At 58.8% G+C, this 21,514-nt stretch carries 14 protein-coding genes and 2 pseudogenes; 11 read left to right on the plus strand and 5 right to left on the minus strand.

Annotated features, from left to right (window positions below):
- Positions 1–199 precede the first annotated feature (199 nt).
- Positions 200–1,042: a DUF1206 domain-containing protein gene (locus tag ACFFII_RS08285; protein WP_377698423.1), complete on the minus strand. Its 843-nt coding sequence runs from the start codon at positions 1,040–1,042 to the stop codon at positions 200–202.
- Positions 1,043–1,322: 280 nt separating this feature from the next.
- Between ACFFII_RS08285 and ACFFII_RS08290 the strand changes: the two are divergent.
- Positions 1,323–1,589 (plus strand): annotated as a pseudogene (locus ACFFII_RS08290) (helix-turn-helix domain-containing protein); the annotation flags it as partial.
- Between the two features lie 38 nt (positions 1,590–1,627).
- Here ACFFII_RS08290 and ACFFII_RS08295 read toward each other — a convergent pair.
- The 4 genes and pseudogenes from ACFFII_RS08295 to ACFFII_RS08310 all read right to left on the minus strand — a co-directional run bounded on the left by ACFFII_RS08295 (position 1,628) and on the right by ACFFII_RS08310 (position 6,113).
- A pseudogene (locus ACFFII_RS08295) lies at positions 1,628–2,759 on the minus strand (IS3 family transposase).
- Positions 2,760–3,064: 305 nt separating this feature from the next.
- Positions 3,065–4,690 carry a Pycsar system effector family protein gene (locus tag ACFFII_RS08300; RefSeq protein WP_377698424.1) on the minus strand — a complete coding sequence of 542 codons (1,626 nt, stop codon included), beginning with the start codon at positions 4,688–4,690 and terminating at the stop codon, positions 3,065–3,067.
- A gap of 600 nt (positions 4,691–5,290) precedes the next feature.
- Entirely contained in the window at positions 5,291–5,632 is a 342-nt protein-coding gene (locus ACFFII_RS08305) for a zinc ribbon domain-containing protein YjdM (RefSeq protein WP_377698425.1), read from the minus strand.
- A gap of 85 nt (positions 5,633–5,717) precedes the next feature.
- Positions 5,718–6,113, minus strand: coding sequence for a VOC family protein (locus ACFFII_RS08310; RefSeq protein WP_377698426.1), 396 nt, complete (start codon positions 6,111–6,113; stop codon positions 5,718–5,720).
- A gap of 918 nt (positions 6,114–7,031) precedes the next feature.
- Between ACFFII_RS08310 and ACFFII_RS08315 the strand changes: the two genes are divergently transcribed.
- The 10 genes from ACFFII_RS08315 to ACFFII_RS08360 all read left to right on the plus strand — a co-directional run bounded on the left by ACFFII_RS08315 (position 7,032) and on the right by ACFFII_RS08360 (position 20,969).
- Positions 7,032–8,288, plus strand: coding sequence for a tyrosine-type recombinase/integrase (locus ACFFII_RS08315; protein WP_377698427.1), 1,257 nt, complete (start codon positions 7,032–7,034; stop codon positions 8,286–8,288).
- A 171-nt stretch (positions 8,289–8,459) separates the two neighbouring features.
- Entirely contained in the window at positions 8,460–8,648 is a 189-nt protein-coding gene (locus ACFFII_RS08320) for a helix-turn-helix transcriptional regulator (RefSeq protein ID WP_377698428.1), read from the plus strand.
- 41 nt (positions 8,649–8,689) lie between these two features.
- On the plus strand, positions 8,690–8,944 hold the full coding sequence (locus tag ACFFII_RS08325; RefSeq protein ID WP_377698429.1) for a hypothetical protein: 255 nt from the start codon (positions 8,690–8,692) through the stop codon (positions 8,942–8,944).
- A 130-nt stretch (positions 8,945–9,074) separates the two neighbouring features.
- Positions 9,075–11,375: a phage/plasmid primase, P4 family gene (locus ACFFII_RS08330; protein ID WP_377698430.1), complete on the plus strand. Its 2,301-nt coding sequence runs from the start codon at positions 9,075–9,077 to the stop codon at positions 11,373–11,375.
- 341 nt (positions 11,376–11,716) lie between these two features.
- Entirely contained in the window at positions 11,717–12,139 is a 423-nt protein-coding gene (locus tag ACFFII_RS08335; protein WP_377698431.1) for a hypothetical protein, read from the plus strand.
- Positions 12,140–12,747: 608 nt separating this feature from the next.
- The gene (locus tag ACFFII_RS08340; RefSeq protein WP_377698432.1) at positions 12,748–15,504 is read left to right on the plus strand and encodes a class I SAM-dependent DNA methyltransferase; all 2,757 of its coding nucleotides are present in this window, start codon (positions 12,748–12,750) and stop codon (positions 15,502–15,504) included.
- Positions 15,497–16,675: a hypothetical protein gene (locus ACFFII_RS08345; RefSeq protein WP_377698433.1), complete on the plus strand. Its 1,179-nt coding sequence runs from the start codon at positions 15,497–15,499 to the stop codon at positions 16,673–16,675. Before ACFFII_RS08340 ends, ACFFII_RS08345 begins: the two co-directional genes overlap by 8 nt.
- Complete coding sequence (locus ACFFII_RS08350; protein WP_377698434.1) at positions 16,672–18,717, plus strand: DEAD/DEAH box helicase; 2,046 nt, start codon at positions 16,672–16,674, stop codon at positions 18,715–18,717. The genes ACFFII_RS08345 and ACFFII_RS08350 overlap by 4 nt, the downstream gene beginning before the upstream one ends.
- A complete protein-coding gene (locus ACFFII_RS08355) occupies positions 18,710–19,894 on the plus strand; it encodes a GIY-YIG nuclease family protein (RefSeq protein WP_377698435.1) in 1,185 nt (394 codons plus the stop codon). Before ACFFII_RS08350 ends, ACFFII_RS08355 begins: the two co-directional genes overlap by 8 nt.
- A 97-nt stretch (positions 19,895–19,991) precedes the next feature.
- On the plus strand, positions 19,992–20,969 hold the full coding sequence (locus ACFFII_RS08360) for an HNH endonuclease (RefSeq protein ID WP_377698436.1): 978 nt from the start codon (positions 19,992–19,994) through the stop codon (positions 20,967–20,969).
- Positions 20,970–21,514: the final 545 nt, after the last annotated feature.

Genomic DNA, 21,514 nt, shown 5'->3' on the forward strand with positions numbered 1-21,514 from the left:
TCCAGATCCTCGACAACCACGTCGAGATGGACCGGGGTCCAGTGCCGCTCATAACTTCGCGTGCGACCGCTCACTGCGGGGCTGATGGACGACCCATTCTGGAGGCGGGCGTTCGATGCTTAAGCCTGAGAGCCGCGACGTGAGAGGATGGCTTTAATCAGCGCCCTCTTTGGGTTCGCTAAAGCCTCCGAAAAAGCCCTCAAACCGGGAGTCTGCGTGCAAGCGCGTCGGCCAGGCTCTGAATGTCCGGTCCTGATGCTTTTGGAACGATCCGGTAGGCTGCGTTGACGAAGCAGAAGACCGCAAACCCGACCAGACCGACACACACGAGGATAACAAGAAACCGCCCATAGGCCTGGTCCGAGAGCCACGAGAAGGCTTCCCCCACACCTCCTGCTGCTTGGGGATCGGAACGCCAGGCCGCGAGCAGGAAGAGAAATCCGATCACGCCGATGACCAAGCCGTGAGCCATAACTCCCGCCTTCAGAATCGAATTCCAGCGGGTCGTGAAATCGTTGGCCCGCAGGTGCTTGCGATACTCGTTCCGCCAGCCCTGACGCAGATAATAAGCGCCTGCTCCCAGGATAAGCAGGGCTACAAGACCGATAAGCCAGCGGCCGCCGGGCCACTGCATGACGGTGCCGACATAACGCGGGATGCTGGAACCTTGGTCCGCTTCGCTTCCGCCAAACAGCAGGGAAAAGGCCAAGACACCGATCCCCAGATGAATGCCGCCGGTTACTACCATTCCGACCCGGGCGACAGCGCCCTTTGCATCGCTGCCGTAATCCTCAAGGTCATAGGCAGCATCGACCACGCGCCAGACAGCATAAGCCAGCATTCCTACCAGGATAAGGAACAGGACTGCTCCTCCCACCCAAGTATTTTCGAGCCAACCGAGCGCGGACGACGTGTCCTGCGCTTGGCCACCTCGCCAGATCGAATAGAGCGAGATGCCCGCAACGGACAGATAGACCAGTCCCCGGCCCAAGTAGCCGACCCGCATAAGCGTTATCGCCCATCCCATGTCTTTCCCGGTCATGGTTTTTATTCCGTCTCCCTCGCCTTCAAACCAACAGGATGGTGACCATGGCGGCGGGCGCTTGGCTGCCCTTTTCTGCAACTCGAATACCGGACCTCTGGATCCTCCAAGCCGTAGAATGATCTGAACCCCAGAAACTGGATCGTTTGAGGCTGGCGTTTTCCGCTACGCTTTCCCGGCTGGGAGAGGAGCGGAGTCGCATGAAGGCGAGCAAGTTTTCGGATGCGCGAGACAGGCGTTTGTTCTGACGCTTGGTCGTCCGGTGCCGAGAGGCCTCGGATCATTTCTCCCTGTTCGACGCACCCTGGAGAAGCTCGGGATCCCAAGAGCGACCTTCTACAGGTGGTACGACCTCTACCAGACGGGCGGACCCGAGGCGCTGGAGGACCGCCCCTCCCGGCCAAGCCAGATCTGGAACCGCATCCCGGACGCGGTCCGGGCCAAGGTCATCGCGCTGGCTCTGGAGCAGCCGGAGCTGTCCCCTCGCGAGTTGGCCGTACGCTTCACCGACGAGCAGCGGTACTTCGTTTCCAAGGCGTCGGTGTACTGGACCTGCACCGGTTCTGTTCCGATCAGGTGCTCATGTTAGGCGGCCCTCTGTTCGAAGGCCACGGGTGATTTCCAGCCGAGGGCTGAGTGTTTGCGGCGCGGGTTGTAGAAGCCGTTGATGTATTCGAAGAGAGCGATCTCAACCTGACGCCGGGTTTGCCAGTCGCGGCGCCAGACCAGCTCGGCCTTCAGCGACCTGAAGAAGCTCTCGACCGCCGAATTGTCATAGCAGTTGCCCTTGCCGCTCATCGAAACCTTGAAGCCGTGGTGGCGCAGTAGCTTCTGATAGTCATGGGCACAGTGTTTGCGAGCCGCGATCCGTGTGATGGATGCAGCCCGGTGGCGGGCAACGCAACGCGATCGCCATGTTCAGCGCCCGAAGCGCCAGATCCTGCTTCATTCGACTGCTGATCGCCCAGCCGACCACGCGCCGTGAGAACAGATCGATGATGACGGCCAGGTAGACCCAGCCCTCGCGCGTCCAGATATAGGTGATGTCGCCCGCCCACTTCTGGTTCGGCCCACTCGCGGTGAAGTCCTGCTGCAGAAGGTTCGGTGCGATGTTGAGGGCGTGATCGCTGTCGGTGGTGCGCTTGAACTTGCGGCTGCGAAGGACCCGGATGCCGTTCTGGCGCATCAGTCGCCCGACACGACGCTGGCCGACGCGAAGACCCAGTTCGTTGAGTTCTTCGGTCATGCGTGGCCTACCATAGCTGCCCAGGCTGCGGCGATGCTGTTCACGGATATGCGCCAGGATCACCCATGTCACGCCACTGGCGCTGCGACGGCGGCCGCTGCTTCCAGGCCCGGAACCCGCGGTCAGTCACCCCCATCAGGCGGCACAGACGGCTGCGCGGCAGATTGCCACGGTAATTGGCAATGAATTGAAACTTCATGGCTTTTGAGCCGCGAAGAACTGAGTCGCCTTTTTTAGCACCTCCCTCTCCTCGCGCAGTATCCGGTTTTCCTTGCGCAGCCGCTCGTTCTCTCGCAGCAGGTCTGCATCCCGATCCGGCACCTTCGTTTCATCGGAAATCGCCCGGGTCCATTTCCCGAGCGTCGAGAGTCCGATCCCCAGATCAGACGCCACCTGACGCCGTGTCAGCCCGCTGGTGAGCGCGATGCGAACCGCATCCCGCTTGAACTCGTCGCTGCGTGTCGTTGCCATATTCCGTCTCCTTCATGGCGAGCATCGCTTTCAGAAGACCGGAACAGAACCGGGACAGGTCCAGATCGGGCCAGCATCTGGGTTGTTCCGTGCCGCAATGGCGTGGCACAGAACCTGTTGTATCGTCGGCGGCGGCCCATGCTCGTGTGGGAGTATCCCTGGGTCCGAGAACGATAACGTCACCAGCACCAGGTCGTTTGCCAAGGTGGTGGAGCGTATCCGTGAACTCAACGCCAGCTCGGCCGGAAGACGCTGTAGGCCGAAATCCTGGGCGAGGCCTTGGGCAGTGCTCAGGGCACAAGACCTCACCCGCCCAGCTGCTCGTAGTCCAGCATCATGTATTTCGCCGGGCGGTTCTTCTTGGGGTCGCCCTCGTCGCTCATGATCAGCAACCGCGGCTCGCCGTGGACCATCACCGAGTCGATCGACTCGACGTTGTTGAGGTTGATGATCTCGGGCAGCGCAATCGGCTCGGCCGCGACTGCAGGATCGCCGCTCCAGGTCCAGAGCTGCGACACCTTGTTGTCGTCGTCGCCCTCGATCTCGTTGACGATCAGAAAGGCACCCAGCACCGGATCGAAGCTCAGTGCCCGGATGCCACCGTCCTGGAGGTCCAGCAGGATCGGCGCGCCGAAGGCCGGCGCTGCCGCCTCGTCGAACATCGCGCCAGGATTGCGGATCGGGATGATGATCGAGCGATCGCCTGCCTTGGGCGCGCGCAGCCCCAGCAGAAGCTGGCCGGTCTGCTGGTGAAAGGCCAGCCCCTCGATATTCAGCTTTCCCATCTCGACCGGTTCGCCCGCGGCGACCTGCAGCGCCTCGGCCAGTGCCGCGTTGCCGGCCAGCGCATCACGCAGGTTGGTGACGCTGGCGATGTCGCCGACATTGCTGCCGCTGATGCGGAAGCGCAGCAGTTGCTCGCGGTCGGGCGACCGCTCGCCCTTTTCCGTCGCCGAATGCGAGGTAATCGCATAGATGTTCTCGGCCCGGTCAATCGATAGCCCCTCAAGATCCGAGAGCTTGCGCCCGAAGGCGCGGGTCAGGCGCAGGTCGGCTGTGCTGTCCTCGACGAGGCTGCCGTCCTCGGCCAGCGTCATGACGCTGACGGCGCGCTTGGCCTCATCCTCGACCACAAGGATGCGGCTGTCGGGCAGCTGCTGGACGGCGGAAGGCTCGTAGATGTCACTGAACTCGGCGATCCCGAGGTTCTGCAGCCGCACCGGCCGCTCGCCGGTGAGGCCGGGGAACAGCGCGACCGTGGACTTGACGGTAAAGAAGGTCAGGACAGAGGCGAGCAGACCCCAGCGGAACACGGTGTAGGACACGTTCAGCAGCTTGAACTTGTGGTTGGCCATCTGGCCCAGCCAGTAAAGCTGGTCGGTCATCTTGTGGTAGATTCCGTCACGGTCGCGCAGCAGCGCCTGCATCCGGTTCCAGTGCTCATCGCGCGTCATTCGCACGCGATCCTCGTAGATCAGCAGGTTCAGCTCCTCCGCCGGGCGCGCATCGCGGCCGCGCATCACATAATCGCGGATGTCGCGCAGCCGGGCGCGTCGCGCCACCACGTCCCGCCCCCAGTCCCAGATCGAGGCGACCAGGTCGGCGCGCTCGGGCGACGCCGCCAGCAGCGCGAAGACAATCGAAGCTGCCGAGGTCAGCAGGAACACCCCTGCCGGGATCAGGAAGCCGGGCGAGGAATTGAACAGGAACGCTCCCGAGATCATCAGCGCCGAGATGATGAAGCCGTTGAGCGAGATCATGATGTTGGCCTTGGTCGCAGCCAGGGCGATGATGTCCAGCTCGGCGCGGACGGCATTGCGGAACATCGTCTCCACCGCCTTCGAGGTGCCCAGCGGCTTGCCATCCTCGTCGGCGGCATTCTTGTTCCGTTTCCGGGGCGGCGGCTCGGTCGGCAAGTCAGATCCGAGCAAGCCCGGCGCACTGGTGTCGATGCCCTCTGCAACCATCATCCCCGCCGGATCGGAAGAAACTGCACCAGCCTTCGGTACGTTGGGCAGCGCGCTACCGCCCGGCGTGAGCGACGCCCCGAGGTCGGCACCTTCATCCGCAGCGGATTTCTTCTTTCTCTTCTTGTCCTTGGGTTTCTTCACCCGCGAAACATCGGTGCTGTCCGGAGTATCGGTTGGGTTTGCCGCGGCAGAACTGGCATTCTCCGGCGGCTCCGTGCTGATACCCACGCGACCCGCACTGGAGCGCTCATCATCGGACGCGCCAGCCGACGCCCGCCGTGTCACGGTTCGGGACGGCTCAATCTCCTCACCCCCTTGACGAGCTTGTAACGGCAAGGCTGCGAGGTCCCCAACTTCTGTCCGGCCCCTTCCGGTGCTGCCGTGAGCTTTCGCCAAGACGCTGGTGCCCGATGGCCCGGTCCCGCGTTCATCGGATATTGTCATGGCGATCGCCTCGGTTGCGTGCGGTAACCCAAGGGTATTTCAACTCATGTCACCTGCAAATCAGGAACAGGCGCCAAGCAGGCTCAAGCAAATGAAATGGAGCACTGTTCCTCGGCCCTAATCGGCAACTTTCTTCACGAACTGGGATTTCAGCCCCATCTGGCCGATACCGGAGATCTTGCAGTCGATATCATGGTCTCCGTCCACAAGGCGGATGCCACGGACCTTCGTGCCGACCTTGACGACCGATGACGAGCCCTTGACCTTCAGGTCCTTGATCACGGTGACCGTGTCACCGTCGCGCAAGACATTGCCCACACTGTCACGCACCTCCAAAGCCTGGTCAGAGTCGGCCGCCGGCTGCCATTCATGGCCGCACTCGGGGCAGGTCAGGAGCGCATCCACCTGGTAGGTGTAGGCCGAGCCACATTCGGGGCATGAAGGCAGGATATCGGTCATGCCGCATGATATAGCCGGAGGAGAAGCAGCCGGCCAGACGCCGGACACGCGCAGACGGCACAAGGCCCGTGCGCCGCCTGGACGGTCAGGCAGAAGGACTCGGGATATCCTCGTGAAGGCAGAGGATGTTTCCCTCGGGATCGTTGAACCACGCCGCCTTCTCTGAGCTCAGCACGCAGACATGCTCGACCGTCCTGAACCCCGGCAGGTCATAGTCCGAGAACACAACCCCGCGACTTTCGAGCTGGTCGATCGCGGCGCGGATGTCGTCCACCCGGAAGCTCAGTGCGGTATGCTCGGCCTTGGTTCCTTCGGCTTTCGGGAACAGTGCGAACTCGGTGCCACCACAGTGGTAGACCACCTTTCCGTCGAGCCGCTCCTCTCCAGTTGGCAGGACCAGCACCCGTTCGTAGAAATCGCGCGCCCGCGCAAGATCGCGGACCGGCAGCATCACTGTGACCTGACTGGCATCGAGTTGCATGACAACCTCCTCGCCCTGGCACCGGATGCGACCATTCTACGCCCACCTACGGTTCCAAGCCAGCGGTGGCAGTGTCCTGGATCGCTGACATGTCCTGCCCCGGAATCTGCATCAAACAACGGAAGGTTGTCTCAGGAAAGATGGGCTGCGGCGCAGAATGTGATGTGACAAACGATCTGAGCTCCTGACATTCGCCTGGCTGATCGCAGCACTGGCACCCCCCCTAGATGTCCGCTTCAGCCATTCTTCAATGAGAGCTGCCGCGTCACCGTCAGGCCGCTTTCCGCCCGGTGCTGTCCGTCCTGCGTGGCATGTAGGGGGCCTACAGACGAACTGACGGGATGAGCATGGCTGTTCAGTTCGTCAAACAAGACTGGGCCGAGTGAGGGGCTAGCCGCGTCATCTACCTTGGATCCTCGGCGAGAGTTCGACTTCTGTTCCGTCTTCCTAGCTGCCGCTGATGTCTAACGAAGCAGGATCGCTTCTGAGTCTTCCAAGCAGTTTCAACCCCTTGCTGACCTGTTCACCGAAGCTGCACAGGCAACAGGTCTAGAGAACATGGGCCAAGAGAGAACAGATCTCGCCTCTACGGGGGCAGGGCTGGTGAACAGCCTCCCCGTCACAAGGCCACAGAATAACAAGAAAATCCAACCGACGGGAGACTGGGAGAACGCTTTTGCGACGGCGAATGGCGGAGGCGGTGGGATTATAACTATTATTCCACTCTCACCGGACCGGTGCTGAAAAGAAAGAATAAATTCATATAACCTACTGATAGGAATAAAATTTAAAGCTGTACTAAATTCTCTTATACTCTACCTGTCTTGAGCCAGCCATACCCACATCTCATATCAGTGCGGTCGTAAGCGGTCGTAAGCAGTGGGATGGAGGGCGAGGATGCGCGAACGGAAACCGGACATGTCCAGCGAGGATGTGAAGGCGTTGCGCCATGACGGGAAGCCCGGCAATCGGCTGTTCTTCATTGGGCACGTCAAAGGGCTGGCGCTGCAGATCACGCCCAAGGGCTCACGCTCATGGCTTTGCCGGGTAACGGTGGATGGGCAGCGGCGGAACATCGGGCTTGGCCCGTATCCGACGATCAGCCTGAGCGAGGCCAAGCGGCAGGCGCAGCTACATCATGCGAAAGCTTATGCCGGGACTGACCCATTGCAGGCTCGTGAGGAGGCCGCCAAAGCGCGAGAGGCGGAGCGCGCGAAAGCTTTGACTTTCGAGGAAGCCGCACGCCGGTTCCTCCCCAGCAAGCAAGCTGGACTGCGCAACAAGAAACACGCTGCTCAGTGGGAAAGCACGCTTTCGGAGTACGTTTTTCCCATCATCGGAAAAAAGCCGGTCGCGGAAGTCGACGTTGAGGATGTGCAGAAGGTCTTGTTGCCAATCTGGCTTAAGGTGCCGGAGACGGCGAGCAGGGTGCGCGGGAGAATTGAGGCCGTTCTGAACTGGGCGCGCGTGATGAAGTGTCGCCCGGCCAACATGGCAAACCCGGCCTCATGGAAAGGCAACCTGGAACACGTCCTCCCCGAACAACGGAAAGGTGGCAAGCATCCTGCCTTGCGGCTCGAACAAGCCGCGGACTGGTTCGCCGCCTTGCGTCAGATGCCGGGAACTGCCGCGCGTGCTCTGGAGCTTCAAACGCTCTGTGCGAGCCGTAGCGGCGAGATACGCGGCCTGACCTGGGGTGAGGTCGATCTTGAGCGCGCCGTGATCACGATACCAGGAGCGCGCATGAAGGCCGGTGAGCCGCACCGCATCGCCCTCTCAAGCGCGGCCATGAAGCTGATCCAGGCGACCCCGAGGACGCCGGGGCAGCCACTCGTTTTCCCAGGGGCGCAGGGCAGACAACTGTCGGATATGAGCTTGTCGGCCGTGGTTCGTCGCATGCAGGCCAAGGCAGAAGCTGAGGCGATCAAGCGGGGTGACGAGCCCGGCAAGGCAGGGTGGCGGGATGTGGAGACGGGCAAGCCGGCCGTCCCGCATGCCCTGCGCAGCACGTTCCGGGATTTCGCATCGGAGATCGGGCACTTCCCCCGCGAGCTTGCCGAACTGGCGCTTGCGCACCGCATCGGTTCGAAAGCCGAGAAATCCTACTGGCGTGGGGACATGCTCGAACGGCGTAGGCCGCTTATGGAAGCGTGGGCAGAATTTCTAGGAGCATAGCAAAATAATAACTAACCGGCAGCGGCGGGATAATTACTCCCGTCGCTCTATTTTTATCGTAATTTTCCATGATTAACACATAAGGTTTATTGGGCGGCCGGATACTTAGCTATTGCCAATTCTACAGCCTTACTCCCATGTATCTCTTATGCAGGATAACAGGGGATAGTTATGAGCAAGATAGTGCTTCGACTGGGAGAGGTGTCGGAAAGGTACGATACGCCAATCCCGACACTCTACGCCAACATCAAAAAGGGAAATTTCCCGAAGCCTCTAAAAATCGGAAAGGTTGCCAGATGGCGCCTTGAGGATCTGGAAGCTTGGGAAAAGGAAAAGATGTCTCCTGCGGAGAGTGTGTGATGGGCGCGGTTAGGAACATTGTAAAAGACGAATTTGCGCGCATGTACATCACGGCACGCGAGATATGGCTAAGAAATGACAAAATTCAAGAGGCGGCGCACGATGCGTACAAGTTTGAACAAGCATGGCACGAATTCGCCGAAGCCAACAGGATTTCCGCGCTTGCCGCCGCGCCTGTTTACATCACTGCGCGTGAACTTTGGCTGCGAGATGGTGGCGACATGACAGCCGCAATGACTGGTGCATGGAAGATCTATGTCGAGCTCGCGGGATTGATCAGAAACCAGCAAGGCTAAAACTGAGAAAAGGCCCTGGCGAGAGATGGCTCAGCTAGGGCCTGCTACGATACAGCTGCAGTGGACCGGGCTGCGTGCCTTCGATTAGTGCGCGCTTTGCCCATTGGCTAAGCCTCAGGGAGGAAAATCCATGAATTTCTGCAATGGTGAGATTTTGTCTGAGAAAGCGAATGCAACACTGAATTTAGCGCACGAAGGATATTACGTCTTTCCAGTTCCCGTCGGTTCCAAGAAGAGCCACAAGAGCGAGAAACTCTCCGGTTCGAAATGGGGAATGACCCGTGAGGAAGCGCAGATCCGTCGAGATTGGGAAAAATGGCCAGAGGCCAACATCGGCGTTCCGTGCGGTGAGCAGAACGGTATTTTTGTTCTCGATCTTGACTGCAAAGACGGCGTGGATGGTGTGGCATGGCTGCGCAGCATGGAAGCGCGGCACGGAGCCTTGCCTAAGACGGTGCGTGCGCAGTCTCCGACTGGTGGATTGCACATCTGGTTTGCTTACCCTGACTTCGAGGTGCGCAACTCGGCCAGTGCACTGGCGCCCGGCGTCGACATCCGCGGTGAAGGCGGCATGGTTGTCGTGCCGCCCTCTGAGAAACCTGATGGTTCGGCCTACAAGTGGATCGCCTCACCCCATGATATTGCAATTGCCGACGCCCCTGAGTGGCTGCTGACGCTGCTGCGGGACCATGAGGCGTCAAGGAACGCCCGGACACACGCGGAGCGGGGCGCCGACTGGCCGCCAATTACATCGAAGGGCATTCAGCGCCAGATCGAGATGGCGGCGCGGAAGGTCGCGATGGCGGCCCCCGGCGAGCGCAACGACACGCTGAACCGGCAAGCGTACTGGCTGGGGCAGGCAGTCGGCGGTGGGTGGATGGACAGTGCCAAAGTGCAGGACGCGCTCACGGAGGCTGCCATCGAGGCGGGGCTGGGGCTTGATGAAGTCGCCCAAACCCTGGAGAGCGGCTTGGCAGCAGGGGCGCGAAATCCCCGGCCTGCAGCGGCACCCCCGGAGTTCGAGCACGGGCATGACGCGCTGGCACGCCAGCTTGGGGCATGGGGCTGGAATGATGATGCCAAGTACGTCGACAAACTTGGAAGCTGGTTCTTGTGGGACGGCAAAGCGTGGCGCCGCGTCGAAAAGCGCGAGGAGTTCACGCGGGTGCGAGATTTTATCGCCGAGCGAGTGCAAGATGTAAGGAGCTACGCTGAAGATATTGCGCCGCTGCTTACAACTGACGCTGACCGTAAGAAGATGCGGCAGTGGGCGAAAGCCGAGCGCGCCAGACTACAGGATGCTCAAACAATTGCAGCCGTGGAACGGCTGGCCCGTAGCAATAAAGCAAGTGCAGTTGTGCACGACGATTTCGATGCTGACCCGAGCCTGCTGGGAACGCCCGGCGGGGTGGTTGACCTGCGCACAGGCATGCTGCGACCAGCCCAGCGCAGTGATATGATCTCAAAGCTCACCGCAGTTGCACCAGGCAGGATCGTTCCACACCGATGGTTGCGCTTTCTTGACGAGGTGTTCGGGGGTGACCCAGAAATGATCGAGTTCATCCAACGCTTGGCAGGTTATGCACTGACAGGCGAGACCCGTGAGCACAAGCTGCCGTTTGCCACAGGTGGTGGGCGCAATGGGAAGAGCGTTCTGCTGGAAACCTGGAGGTCTATTTGGGGCGATTACGGCGGCACCGCGAGCGCATCGATCTTCCTCAATACAAAAAATCCGCAACACCAAGCGCCGATCGCAGCCATGCGCGGCAAGCGGCTAATAGTCGCCAGCGAGTTGTTCGCAGGTGCCGTGTGGAATGACGCGCTTGTAAAAAGTCTTACTGGCGGCGATACCATTTCTGCGAACGAAATGCGGAAGGACCCAATCGAGTTCAAGTTGAACGCGACCATCATCATTGCGGGAAACAACACACCGAACTTGCCAGCAGTCGATCGTGCCATGCGCGACCGCCTTATGCTGATCCCGTTCAACGTGACATTCACCGACGATGCTGATGAGTTAGGCAAGCCTGGCTTCTTGCCGCGCGACAATCATCTGACGGACGAACTGCGTAAGGAATATCCTGCTATTCTCCAGTGGGCGATTGAGGGTGCGGTAAAATACTACGCAAGCGGCCTGAAAGCGCCGGCGTCGGTTACGGTGGCGAGTGCAGATTACATGGATGAGCAGGATCTGGTGCTGAACTGGATTGCGGAAGAGTGCGAGCGTGTGCCGGGCGAGTTTCTAGCGAATGAGCCCATGCTAGCGCGCTTCAATGACTGGCTGACACGTCAGGGTTTCCACACAACCTTTTCGCAAAGGTGGTTGACGCAGCAACTGAAGCAAAAAGGCCTTGTACCGGGAAAGGCGCGGCAGGATTACCGCGAGGTCCGGGGTGTTCATGGCTTGCGGCTGCGGGAGCACGAGCTATGAGAGAAACGCAAGATAAATTGCGGTGTGGTCGTGTCAGACAACTGCGACAGTTCTCCCCTGTTTGCCCGTATGGCAAAAATCTTAAACCTCTACGTCTTTAACAGGAAGAAGTGTCCGTAAGTGTCTCAACACTTCACCTGACCGGACTGGAGGATGTTTCCATTCTTGGCGCCTGCCTGAACTTATCTGATGAGGCACGCGGGCGAATTCCCAGGTCTAAGCGCTGACTGGCAAGGTGGTTCAATGCTGGAAGCTGATGTCTTGCTTGCCGCGGCTATTCAGGATCGTATCGAATTGCGCTAGGTTGTGCTATCAAGAGGGGCGCTTATGTGGAGGTAGGGGTGTCCGTTAATAAAGGCAGAAATAAGGATGGCAGATTTGCCAAGGGAGCACCCGGCCGCCCGCCCGGCGCGCTGAACAGGACAACCCGAATTGCTCAGTCTCTTTTGGATGGCGAGGCCGAGGGACTGACCCGCCGCGCGATCGAACTTGCGCTTGCCGGTGATGCCACGGCCCTCAAGCTTTGTCTCGATCGTGTGGTACCCGCGCCGAAGGGACGCCACGTCGCTTTCGAGCTTCCCGCTTTGAAGACCCCTGCCGACGCTGTGGCTGCCGCAGGCGCGCTTGTCCAAGCCGTGTCACGTGGCGATCTGACGCCCGGTGAGGGCGCACAGGTGATGGGTCTGATCGATGCCTACCGGCGGACATGTGAAACCGCGGATCTGGCCCGGCGTCTGGAACGCCTGGAGGCAAGTGTGGGATGATCACGCGGCGTCGCCTTCAGCGCTTGGAGAGCCGTGTGGAGCAACAGCGGAACCAGGGAGCCCAGCAGTTCTCAGAGTGTGATCAGGCCCGGAGGCTGCTCGCGCGGCGGCTTGGGGTCGCGTTGCTGGCGGCCCCTGAGAGGCAGGTAGATGGGCAAGCCGAGCCTGCCGGCGAGCGAAGCCCCAGCGCCCGCGAGCAGCTACTGGCGTTTCTCTCGGCGCGTGAAGGACGCCCGGTGTGCTGACCGGCGAGGCTGGCAGGGGAAGTGGACGCTTGCCCTCCCGGAGCCCCGCAGCGGGCGACTGAAGCTGGTCGCGCCTAACGATGGGCTCTATGGCCTGTCCCGGCGACATGGGCGTGCCGGGTGCCTTCCGCCGAGCGCTTAACAGAGCCTCCTATACCTCAGTTCGGAGGTCGCCGTCAGCCTGATCAGGTCCCCGGTCTCTGACAACAACGCCCAGCGCCGGGTCCGTCGAGCTGCCGACGTGCCGTGGACGTGTCATCATGCCCGCTTGAGCGTGGCGCGCGCGCTGCTTACCGTCGTCACCGTGACGCAAGGCACGTAGGCCGGCGTGTGCGGATGTTTAGCAAAGCCTTGGACGATTGAATGAACGCCGTTGAGATTGAACAAGCCATTTCCGAGCTTGCCGAGCAGCCGTTTGACCCAAGCGAGTTTCCCTATGCCTTCCTTCTCGCCTTCGGGAACAAGGAAACAACGCTGAAGCGTCTGCGGACCGGCACCACCAACAAGTCCGATCTCGGCGGCGTACTCCAAACCAACAACATCCATATCGCGACTTGCGCGGCAGGTCAGGTACCTCAGACGCTCGCCGCGCTGCGCGAGAGCCCGGCAACCAAGCGCGCTAAGGCCAAGTTCATCCTCGCGACCGACGGCACGGATTTCGAGGCGGAGGACCTGAATAGCGGGGAAACTGTCGCCTGCCACTACGCCGACTTCCCCGATCACTTCGGCTTCTTCCTGCCACTCGCTGGCATCACCACCGTCAAGCAGATCCGAGAAAGTGCCTTCGACATCAAGGCGACCGGCCGCCTCAATCGCCTCTACGTCGAGCTCCTGAAGGATAACCCTGACTGGGGCACCGAAGTACGCCGTCACGACATGAACCATTTCATGGCGCGCCTTATCTTCTGCTTCTTCGCCGAGGATACCGACATCTTCCCTGGTGAGCGGATCTTCACCACCACCATCGACCAGATGAGCGCCAAGGACAGCGCAAACACGCATGAGGTCATCAGCGCCGTCTTCAAAGCGATGAATACCAAGATAGCCGATCGGGTATCTGCCGGCATCCCGCGCTGGGCGGACCGGTTCCCTTATGTCAACGGCGGGCTCTTCTCCGGCAACACCGATGTGCCGAGGTTCTCTCGGATTGCGCGCTCCTACCTGTTGCACATCGGCAATCTGGACTGGACCCGCATCAACCCCGATATCTTCGGCTCGATGATCCAGGCCGTTGCCGACGAGGAAGAGCGATCGGCTCTCGGCATGCACTACACCAGCGTGCCGAACATCCTGAAGGTGCTGAACCCGTTGTTTCTTGATGATCTGCGTACCGAACTAGACGCGGCAGGCGACAACGCACGCAAGCTTCTGAACCTCCGCAACCGGATATCGAAGATCCGCGTGTTCGACCCGGCATGCGGATCGGGCAACTTCCTTGTCATCGCCTACAAGCAGATGCGTGAAATCGAGGCGGAGATAAACCGCCGCAGGGGCGAGGCCCAGCGTCGTACTGACATCCCGCTGACCAACTTTCGAGGGATCGAGCTGCGGGACTTCGCAGCTGAGATCGCCCGGCTGGCGCTCATCATCGCTGAGTTCCAGTGTGATGTGCTCTATCGCGGGCAAAAGGAGGCCTTGGCCGAGTTCCTTCCGCTCGACGCTCAGAACTGGATTACTCAAGGCAACGCCCTGCGGCTCGACTGGTTGTCCGTCTGCCCACCGACGGGCAGGGGCGTGAAGTTCCAGGCCGACGATCTGTTCAACACCCCTCTTATTCAAGCGCAGATCGACTTCGAGAATGAGGGTGGCGAAACGTATATCTGCGGAAATCCACCTTATAAAGGCAGCCAGTCCCTGGACACTGAGCAAAAAACTGACCTTCGTCGAGTTTTTCAAGACACCAAGGCAAACTGGAAGGGCTTCGACTACGTGGCAGGATGGTTCAAGAAAGCCAGCGATGCTGCAAGAGACGTTGGAGCAGACTTTGCTTTTGTTAGCACTAACTCGATCTGCCAAGGGAAGGCCGTAGCTGGGCTGTGGCCGATCGTGCTTAAGGGGAACTTGGAAATTTGCTTTGCGAACAGAAACTTCAAATGGACCAACCTTGCCTCTAATAATGCCGGCGTAATTGTATCGATAATTGGTGTTCGGAAGAGATCGGGAAAACCTAAATACATCGTGGAAGCCACACGCGATGGCATTGAGGAGATCAGGCAGGTTGAAAATATAAACGCATACCTGGTACCAAGTACAGACATCTTCATTGAACCATCCGCAAAGCCTATGGGGCCTAAGGGGACCATGATATTTGGCAATATGCCAATAGATGGTGGGCACTTGTCTTTTACAAGGGGCCAACTGGAGGGGTTGAGCTTAAAAAAACAACAAAGGGAAAAAAATTTCCGCCGGCTATTAGGGGGCGCTGAGTACGTCAGAGGTATGCAGCGGTATTGCCTTTGGGTAAAAGATGACGATGTCACGAAAGTATCCACGCACCCTGAAATTGTGCGTAGGCTCCATAAGGTTGCAACGTTTCGCTCCTCATCGGAGCGAGCTGCAACTGTCGCTCTCGCCCGTACGCCCCACAAGTTTGGATGGTCTTCACAAACCGGGAACGAGGTGGTGACAATTCTTCCTCGAATTCTGTCTGAGCGTCGAGAATACATTCCGGTAGGGTGTGAGCCTTCCGGGACCCTTGCCACCGACCAAGCATATATTCTATTAGACGCCCCCCATTGGAACATGGCATTGATAGCATCGCGCTTGCACCTTGTGTGGGTCGCTACGGTATGCGGCAAGTTGAAGACCGATTATCGATACTCAAATACGCTGGGTTGGAACACCTTCCCGCTTCCTAGCCTCACTGAAAAGAACAAGGCCGACCTGACCCGCTGCGCCGAAGACATCCTCCTAGCGCGCGAGGTGCATTTCCCTGCCACAATCGCTGATCTCTATGAACCAGAGAAGATGCCGGCCAACCTCCGCGCCGCCCATGACCACAACGATGAAGTTTTGGAGCGCATTTACATCGGCCGCCGCTTCCGCAACGACACTGAGCGTTTAGAAAAGCTGTTCGATATGTACACAAAGATAACTGATAAGCGGGTGCCAAATGAGTAAGCACACGAAGTACGCTCCAGGTGGCGATGCCCAAGCCATACAACGAGTCGCTGAAACATACTACGGCAGCTATACAAACATGTTCGAGGCTCATGGCTGGCCGGAACGCAGCAGAAAGATAATGCCTTCGGTGCAAGGGCATGTCGTGAACACCTACGGGAGTGTTGCCGCCTTTGAGGAGGCCCATAAACCGGACGAATTGATGTTTCCGATGGAGGCGATCAAAGCTGATCCGCCTAACGTTTGGCTTACGGGTTTTTGGGAATTTCACCCGGAAGCTCAAGGGTTTCTAGGTTTCACAAGTGAGGCGCGGAGGCGCGGCTTCATAAATGGAACAAAGCCAGGTGTGCTCGTCGTGATCTATGGTAACGGCCGTGCTTCAAAGGATGAATGGGGGAAGGTCATTGGTATACAACAATGCTCTCACCAGCTCGGTCACGCTGAGGAGTTTTCCGCCCCGGCGGAATGGGACAAGAAGATCAGAGATCCAGACGTTAGCAATCGGTGGAACTACGCCGTTAAAGCCACTCGTGCTTGGCGTGTCACGCCTGAGAGCCGTATTGCTATTCGTGATTTCGCTCCCAAAGCAGTGGCTTCAGGAGCGTGGCAACATATCGGATCGCTCGGTGTTAGCTTGTCGGCGGAAGAGGCGATCAACATTCTAAAACTAGACCTTCAAGAAGTCGCAGTTTATGGCGGCAACCCTTTCTACCAAGCTTCACCGGGAACCGCGAAGGAGGTCTTCGCTCCAAGCAAGGCCGGACCAGTTTCTCAACAATCATTTACTAGCAAAGAAGCCGAAGGGCCTAAGCACTTGTACATTCTAAGGCTACAAGGCGACATGGATGCGTTTCTGGGAAAGCCGGCGAATGGTCGTGTAATTGTAAAAGCTGGGTTCTCAAGAAGTCCGCAGACGCGTTGTGATGATCACAATAGAGCACTACCCCGGTGTGCTTTTCGCTGGGAAGTTATGCATTCGGGATCGATGCACAACTTCGACGCCTACCCGAGCTCAGATCATGCGAAGGCTGGTGAGCGCGCCATGCAAGAAGTATTGTGCCGGGAGCCGTATAGCCAATCCTTGGGAGGAGAGTTCTTTCTATCCGATCCTGCTATCATCGAAGAGGCTTGGGAACGAGGGAATAAAGTAGCTAGAGAATATAGGAAATGACCAGCGATCTCGTTCCATCCGTTTCGGTCACTTACGCGCAGAATGGCAGCTCCACCAAGGCGAACGAGCTCGGCATGCGCCCCATGCAGGAGCGCGCCTATGAGAAGCGCGGCGAGCAATATCTGCTGATCAAGTCGCCTCCGGCCAGTGGGAAGTCCCGCGCGCTGATGTTCATCGCGCTCGACAAGATCCATAATCAGGGCTTGCGGCAGGCGATCATCGTCGTGCCGGAGAAGACGATCGGATCAAGCTTCGCCGACGAACCCCTGTCTAAGTTCGGCTTCTGGGCGGATTGGTCTGTGGCGCCCAGGTGGAACCTCTGCAACTCGCCGGGCACCGACGGGGGCAAGGTGAACTCGGTGGGTGCCTTTCTTGAGAGTGCCGATCGCGTGCTGGTCTGCACGCACGCGACCTTCCGTTTCGCGGTGGACAAGTTCGGGGTTGAGGCCTTCGATGATCGCCTGATCGCGGTTGACGAGTTCCACCACGTCAGCGCCAACCCCGAGAACAAGCTCGGGACGCATCTTGGCGCCTTTATCGCGCGCGATCGTGTGCATATTGTCGCCATGACCGGCAGCTACTTTCGCGGTGATGCCGAGGCGGTTCTAGCGCCCACGGATGAGGCGAAGTTCGAGACGGTCACCTACACTTATTACGAACAACTGAACGGCTACACGTACCTCAAGGCGCTGGATATCGGCTATTTCTTCTACACCGGCTCCTATGTCGATGACCTGCTGAAGGTGCTTGACCCACTCGAAAAGACAATCCTCCACATTCCTAACGTGAACTCGCGCGAAAGTACCAAGGACAAGCATCGGGAGGTCGAGCATATCATTGATGCGCTCGGCGACTGGCAGGGCACGGACCCGGAGACCGGCTTCCAGCTGGTGAAGCGCCCAGATGGCCGCGTGCTGCGCATTGCCGATCTGGTGGACGATGACGGGTCAAAGCGCGACCGGGTTTCGGCGGCCCTGAAAGACCCCGCCCAGAAGAACAATCGCGATCACGTCGATATCATCATTGCGCTGGGCATGGCGAAGGAAGGCTTTGACTGGATCTGGTGCGAGCATGCCCTGACAGTCGGCTATCGCGCGAGCCTGACGGAGATTGTCCAGATCATCGGCCGCGCCACCCGAGACGCCCCTGGCAAGAGCCGTGCCCGCTTCACCAATCTCATCGCTGAGCCGGATGCCTCGGAAGGGGCGGTCACTGAGGCGGTCAACGACACGCTGAAGGCCATCGCTGCCAGCCTCCTGATGGAGCAGGTGCTGGCGCCCCGCTTTGAGTTCAGGCCGAAGGCGCCCACCAACACCGCAGATCCCGGCTTCGACTATGGGGAGGGCGGCTATGATCCGAGCAAGTGCAACGTCGGCTTCAACGAGGAAAGCGGAAGCTTCCAGATCGAGATCAGGGGTCTGACTGAGCCCAAGAGCCCCGAGGCAACCCGCATCTGCCAGCAGGATCTGAACGAGGTCATCACCGCCTTTGTCCAGGACAAGACAACGATCGAGCGCGGGCTGTTTGATCAGGAGCTTGTGCCCGAGGAGCTGACGCAGGTTCGCATGGGCAAGATCATCAAGGACAAGTACCCCGAGCTCGATGAGCACGATCAGGAAGCCGTGCGTCAGCATGCGATCGCTGCGCTGAACCTCACCCAGAAGGCAAAGGAAACGCTGCTGGGCCGTGACCCCGAGACAGGCTCGAACACGGCCCTGATCGATGGCGTGCGCAAGTTCGCGATGGATGTGCGGGAGCTCGACATCGACCTGATCGATCGGATCAATCCGTTCGGCGAGGCTTACTCGATCTTGGCGAAGACCATGAGCGAGGCGAGCCTGAAGCAGGTGGCGGCGTTCATCACCGCCAAGAAGATCTCAATGACCCCGGAAGAGGCGCGGGACCTTGCACGGCGCGCGCTCAAGTTCAAACAGGAACGCGGTCGATTGCCCTTGCTTACCTCGCAGGACGCATGGGAGCGGCGCATGGCAGAGGGTGTTGCCTATCTGGCACGGATGAAGGCAAAGGCAGCGTATGGCTGATTTCACTGACGAGGATGATGCGCTGCTGAGCGAGCTCGGCGTCGAGGTCGCGTCGAAGGCCGCCCCAAGCCGCACGCCCCGCGAAGAGCGCATCATTGCCGGGTTCGAGGACATTCAGCGCTTCTATGAAGAGCATGGCCACCCGCCTCGACATGGTGAGGACCGCGACATCTTCGAACGCCTCTATGCGGTGCGGCTCGATCGGCTGCGCGAGCTGGACGAGTGCCGCGCCCTGCTGGAGCCGATGGACACGCAGGGCCTGCTAGGGGGACCCCGCGGCGATGTCCCAGTCGTCGCTGATGAGCTTGATGACGAGGCGCTGCTGGCAGAGCTGGGGATCGATACCGCTCCTTCGGGACTGACTGAGCTGCGGCATGTCCGATCGAGCGCCGAGAAGCGCGCGGCAGAAGAGGTGGCCAGCCGCGAGCGCTGCGAGGAATTCGAGAAGTTCAAGCCGCTGTTCGAGGCGGTTCAGCGAGATCTGGACGCCGGCGTGCGCATGACCCGGCCGTTTGAACTCAAGGCAGAGATCCAGCCGGGCCGGTTCTTCATTGTCGGTGGGCAGAAGGCCTATGTGGCGGAGATGGGCGAGCTGGAGCTCACCCCTCAGGGCCGCACGGATGCCCGCCTCCGGGTGATCTTCGACAACGGGACCGAGAGCAGGATGCTGATGCGCTCACTTCAGCGCTCGCTTAACGCAGACGAGGCCGGGCGGCGGATCACGGAGCCTGATGCCGGCCCCTTGTTCTCCGATGCGTCAGAGGCAGGCGACGAAGCCAGCGGAACGATCTATGTGCTGCGCAGCAAATCCGATCACCCGATGGTCGCGCATAACCGCGAGCTGGTGCACAAGATCGGCGTGACGAACTTGAGCGTCAAACAACGGATCGCGGGTGCGCGCCTGCAACCCACGTTCCTGATGGCCGATGTCGAGGTTGTCGCAACCTACGAGCTTTACAACATTAGCCGCACCAAACTCGAAAACCTCATCCACCGCATCTTTGAGCCCGCCCGGCTGGAGATCCAGATTGCCGATCGTTTCGGACGTCCGGTGGTGCCACGGGAATGGTTTCTCGTGCCGCTGTTCATCATCGATGAAGCTGTCGAGCGCATCAAGGACGGCACGATCGCGCGGTATGCGTACGACCCGAAGCAGGCGAAGCTGGTGGAGCGGTGAAAGAAAAACGGTTGATATAGCTAAAGAGCCTATATTAGTGCAGGGCTGGAATTCATTAATGAACACCCGTTAAGTTTTCAGGGCTGGAGATAATTGAATGAACATTGAGAACACCTCCTTTTGGTGGGTCAACAACAAGAAAACATTTACCCAAGAAATTGAAGGCAATTATTTGTGGTCTCCGCGCAAACAGAAGGGAGGGAAGCGGAGTGCATTCTACGATAATATGCAACGCGTTCGACCAGGTGATGTCGTCTTTGTTTACGCTAACGTTCATATAAGGGCTGTGGGTGAGTGCGTCGCCCCTGCAGTACGGGCACCCAAGCCTATCGAATTTGGTGCCGCCGGCAACGCCTGGGGGGAGGATGGCTGGCTTGTTCGCGTGAACTTCACGCGTATCTCAGCACCAATGCGCCCTTCGGATCATATGCAAATTCTAGCTCCATTACTGCCGCGCGTATATTCCCCGATCCAAAAGAACGGTCATGGCAACGAAAATGCTTACCTTGCCTTCGTTCCGAAACCAATGGCGACCGCTGTCGTGGATCTTCTTGGTCCAGTTTGGAGAGAGTTCCGGTGGTGCGAGCCGGTAGATAGCGACGAGAAAGCTGAAAGCCAAGCTGAAGAGGTCGTTCGCAACCGCACCGATCTTACTGACACGGACAAGGAACAAATCATAATAGCACGGCGCGGCCAGGGCATCTTCAAGACAAATCTCACGAGCGTTGAGAAAAGATGCCGAGTGACGGGAGCTACTCACCCTCAACATCTTCGTGCCAGCCACATGAAGCCTTGGAGGGTGTCAACCAATGCCGAGCGGCTCGACGGCAACAATGGGCTGCTACTTAGTCCGCATATAGATCATCTCTTCGATCAGGGATTTATTACATTCGAGGACAGCGGGGAACTAGTTATTTCGTCGTGCGCCGATCGTAGAACACTAACGTTATGGAATATCGTGCCTCCAATCCCTGTCGCGCCATTTCGGGACGATCAACTGCCTTACCTTCGATACCACCGGGAGTATATCTTTCGAAAGCAGCATCTTCATCGCAGTGGAGATACGCACAAATAAGTTGCTACCTCGCTTTCATGATGACTTTATATAGCTGTGAAGGTATGCGTATATGTTTTATTTTGCGAATGTGAATGCTTGGTCGCAGCATCCGATCTAGCTGTATTACCTGCAGGTTGAGGTGGTCATCTTAGGACTTGTTAACCGGAGATAAAAAGGTGATCTCCGCCGTCAGATTGTGGAGATCCACCTCTTATAGGTTCTTGGGTCGCTTTGGCTTTGTAAACCGCGTCGGCTATTTTCTTTATCTTGTTAGCTGCTTAAGGACCCGCGTTATCCGTTCTTGGAATTGTTGAGGCGTCTCAGTCGGCTCGTCGATCTGAGGTTCAAACAGCATTTGTTCAGGTTTACGCCGAGATTTCTCAACAAGTGGAGTTTCAATAGCTTCATGCGGTGGTGAAATTAGAAAGGGTTCTTCTGGTTTCTGTAAATCGACGGGGAGGGAGAACTCCTGGAAGGACTTGTTGTCCTTGATGACGGATGACCTGCCACGGGTCTTTCATCCAGCCGCGACCGGAGCCCGGTTTGTGTTTACGGTGGTCGGT

Origin of the sequence: Paracoccus niistensis, assembly GCF_042432925.1 — a bacterium.
In the GTDB taxonomy this organism is placed as follows: domain Bacteria; phylum Pseudomonadota; class Alphaproteobacteria; order Rhodobacterales; family Rhodobacteraceae; genus Paracoccus; species Paracoccus niistensis.

Excerpts from the sequence above, each read along its gene's own strand:
- ACFFII_RS08325 (WP_377698429.1), top strand. The coding sequence starts at position 8,690 with ATGTACATCACGGCACGCGAGATATGGCTAAGAAATGACAAAATTCAA.
- ACFFII_RS08320 (WP_377698428.1), top strand. The coding sequence starts at position 8,460 with ATGAGCAAGATAGTGCTTCGACTGGGAGAGGTGTCGGAAAGGTACGAT.
- ACFFII_RS08330 (WP_377698430.1), top strand. The coding sequence starts at position 9,075 with ATGAATTTCTGCAATGGTGAGATTTTGTCTGAGAAAGCGAATGCAACA.
- ACFFII_RS08350 (WP_377698434.1), top strand. The coding sequence starts at position 16,672 with ATGACCAGCGATCTCGTTCCATCCGTTTCGGTCACTTACGCGCAGAAT.
- ACFFII_RS08360 (WP_377698436.1), top strand. The coding sequence starts at position 19,992 with ATGAACATTGAGAACACCTCCTTTTGGTGGGTCAACAACAAGAAAACA.
- ACFFII_RS08340 (WP_377698432.1), top strand. The coding sequence starts at position 12,748 with ATGAACGCCGTTGAGATTGAACAAGCCATTTCCGAGCTTGCCGAGCAG.
- ACFFII_RS08355 (WP_377698435.1), top strand. The coding sequence starts at position 18,710 with ATGGCTGATTTCACTGACGAGGATGATGCGCTGCTGAGCGAGCTCGGC.
- ACFFII_RS08315 (WP_377698427.1), top strand. The coding sequence starts at position 7,032 with ATGTCCAGCGAGGATGTGAAGGCGTTGCGCCATGACGGGAAGCCCGGC.
- ACFFII_RS08305 (WP_377698425.1), bottom strand. The coding sequence starts at position 5,632 with ATGACCGATATCCTGCCTTCATGCCCCGAATGTGGCTCGGCCTACACC.
- ACFFII_RS08345 (WP_377698433.1), top strand. The coding sequence starts at position 15,497 with ATGAGTAAGCACACGAAGTACGCTCCAGGTGGCGATGCCCAAGCCATA.
- ACFFII_RS08310 (WP_377698426.1), bottom strand. The coding sequence starts at position 6,113 with ATGCAACTCGATGCCAGTCAGGTCACAGTGATGCTGCCGGTCCGCGAT.
- ACFFII_RS08285 (WP_377698423.1), bottom strand. The coding sequence starts at position 1,042 with ATGACCGGGAAAGACATGGGATGGGCGATAACGCTTATGCGGGTCGGC.